Genomic DNA, 2,451 nt, shown 5'->3' with positions numbered 1-2,451 from the left:
CACCATCGTCGGTGTTAAAGTCGACGATGTGGTCGATGCTGTTGTCAGAACGTGCGGCAAATTCATACCACTCGAACGTGTCCGCTCCCGCGCCGCCGACCAGCGTATCCGCACCCAAGTGACCGTTGAGTGTATCGTTGCCTGCACCGCCGTTAAGGTAATCTGACTGCGCACTGCCCCAGAGCGTGTCGTTGCCATTTCCGGTTGTCAGCTCCAGCCGTTCAATATCACTGAAATAGACATGATTGGTGACGTCCGAAGGATCGCCGAAGAATGCGTGGCCATGGTCCGCATTGACCGTGACGGCGTCGCTGACAGTCGAGAGATCGATGACAAGTGTGTCGAATCCGTCACCGCCAGTCACCGCGCCGCCTGTGCCGACAAGCGTCACATGGTCGTCGCCGCTGCCTCCGTCCAGACGATCAAAACCACTCGTGCTCGTCAGAACGTCATCGCCATCGCCGCCGTAAACGAAGTCGTTACCGCCGCCACCGTCGAGGTTATCATTGCCTGCCAGGCCGTGGATACCGTCGTCATTGACAGTTCCGAGAACGCGGTCATCGCCGCTCCCGGCTGTTAGTTCCAGGTGCTCAATGTCGCGCAAGAAGATCTGGTCTTCGATCGCCGTCTGGTGACCGATGAAGCCGTGGCCGTTGACGCCGTTGAACGTGACCGGGGAGCTCAATGTCGAGAGATCGACGACCAGCGTGTCCGCGCCGTCGCCGCCTGTCACCGCGCCGCCTGTGCCGACAAGCGTCACATGGTCGTCGCCGTCGGCACCGATGAGGCGGTCATAGCCGCTCGTGCTCTTCAAAACGTCATTGCCGGCCCCGGCGTCGATAAGGTCGTTGCTGCCGCTACCGTCTATATAGTCATTGCCTGGAAGGCCCCAGATGCGGTCGGTTTGTTCCGTCCCCAGTAGAGTGTCGTTCGCGATTGAACCCACCATTCTTGTCACAGTTTTGATCCTCCCCGATGTTTGTCTGGGCGAAGTATAGACAAACCATCTTTGTTATCAATGGCTCTGGTTCTTAGTTATCCTGTTTATATATATTTAAATAATACTTCAAAATCACAAACAATATTGCCCAATCAACCTATTCCAGTTGCGCGTACGGGTATTCCCGACATGATAACCTTTGAGCCAGGATCCGCAACGTTTCTTTCTGCGAGTTGTGCCACGATCGCGTCCCGAATCGGGCCGGCATGGGACGATGGTCCGATGATTACGCGGTCGATCAATTCAGGCAACTCTATCCCGGTCAGTTTTTCGTTGGGGCTGTTCTTCAACGGCAATCTGTAGACGGTTTGCGGAATGCCGGCGATAACATCCTGATGCGCGGTGAAGCGGGTCGAAGGCCAAAGCAGGGGATTGGTCAGAACGCGCCATTCACGCTCCTGTTGAAATCCAGGATGTTTCGAGCATGTCGCTGCAAAGAGCAGCATCAGGAATACCATTTCGGTCAATGCGGCCTTGTTCAACTTCGACAGGAAATCCTTGTTGGCCGCTACGCGGTGGGCTACCACGTCGAACTCCTCATAGAGTTGCCGACGGGTCCAGTATGCCACGGGACTGGGATAGGCCTTCAAGGCATCCGTCATCTGCATGAATGGGGCAACGCTCACGACGACAGCAACCCCCGTTGCGCCCTTATCAAAGGCACGCCACAGTGACAATCTGCCGGTTTCGTTCTCGTCCGGATCGTGTTCGGACACGGACAGGACATAGGATTGGGCCCGCAAGTTCGGGAGCCAGTGGTGATATTTTTTCAGACCTTCTTTCCACACGCCGGGCATGCACGCTTCAAGGGCACGGACCAAAGAGCCGCTGCTTTCCGTATCATTGTTCCACTGCTGCAGCTGCATGATGCCATTTTCAATTTCCCGATGGTCGTTCATGCATCGAGGGCTCCGAAACAGGACCTCTTCTCTGTCGAGAATACGAAAGAAATCTTCTGCGGTCGTGTAATAAACGAAGCGCGAATAGGCTTTGATGGCAAATCGTCTCTCAAAAGTAGTTGGCATGAAAATGCTGAACAACTTGACGATCGCCGGATCCCACTCTTCCATAAAGTATTCCTAGTGCTTGAGCCTTGCCGCATCCAACGTGCATGACAATAGATAACAATCCCGCCAACAAAGACCAGTATGGAGAAAAATTGCTGGAGATTAAGACCCATACTGGTCCTTGACGTGGTCGGCAAGACGCAGAGCGAGGGCGACAATTGTCAGGGTCGGCATGTCATTGCCGCAGGTCGGGAATACCGAACTGCCGGCGATGTGCAGGTTGTGCATGCCGTGCACCTTGCAGTTTTGGTCGACCACGCCGAGGCGCGGATCGGTGTGCATGCGGGTCGTTCCCATGTGATGGTTGCAACCGATGATTTGCAGCGGGCGCCCTGTGTCCGCCTGCTCCAGATCGACACGCCCCAGACCCGACGCCTCGAACTC

At 55.5% G+C, this 2,451-nt stretch carries 3 protein-coding genes; all 3 read right to left on the bottom strand.

Annotated elements, in window-relative coordinates; all coding sequences use genetic code 11:
- Nucleotides 1-949: calcium-binding protein (locus AAAC48_RS15745; RefSeq protein ID WP_340655079.1), on the bottom strand; the 949-nt coding region annotated here is incomplete at its 3' end.
- A gap of 143 nt (nt 950-1,092) precedes the next feature.
- Nucleotides 1,093-2,070, bottom strand: coding sequence for a DUF2971 domain-containing protein (locus AAAC48_RS15740; protein ID WP_340655078.1), 978 nt, complete (start codon nt 2,068-2,070; stop codon nt 1,093-1,095).
- A gap of 99 nt (nt 2,071-2,169) precedes the next feature.
- Nucleotides 2,170-2,451: GMC family oxidoreductase (locus AAAC48_RS15735; protein WP_340655077.1), on the bottom strand; the 282-nt coding region annotated here is incomplete at its 5' end.

The organism is Phyllobacterium sp., assembly GCF_037994405.1.
Taxonomy (GTDB): domain Bacteria; phylum Pseudomonadota; class Alphaproteobacteria; order Rhizobiales; family Rhizobiaceae; genus Phyllobacterium.
This window is presented reverse-complemented; position numbering and strand designations above follow the sequence as displayed.